1 protein-coding gene is annotated in these 244 nt (G+C 74.2%); it reads left to right on the top strand.

Translation table 11 applies throughout. From position 1 onward, the window contains the following. On the top strand, positions 1-244 hold a 244-nt coding region (locus tag ACYQ8L_RS18805; RefSeq protein WP_459943335.1), incomplete at both ends, for an Ig-like domain-containing protein.

The raw sequence follows: 244 nt of genomic DNA, 5'->3' as shown, positions 1-244 counted from the left end.
GCTCGTGGCCGGAGCCGACCGGCTTCCCACGGGCGGCGAGACGGCGCTCTCGGTGCGGGTGACCGACATCCACGACAACCCGAACGTCGACGTGCCGGTGACCTTCGCCGTGCTGGAGGGCTCGGGGACGGTGAATCCGGAGGCGATCCAGACCGACCGCAACGGCGAGGGCCAGACCACGTTCCGGGCCGGCTCCCGGGCCGGCACGGTGATCGTGGAGGCGCGGCACACGAGCCGGGCGCCG

Source organism: Deferrisoma palaeochoriense (genome assembly GCF_054656955.1).
The sequence above is the reverse complement of the archived record's forward strand: the minus strand, read 5'-3'. Positions and strand labels throughout refer to the sequence as shown.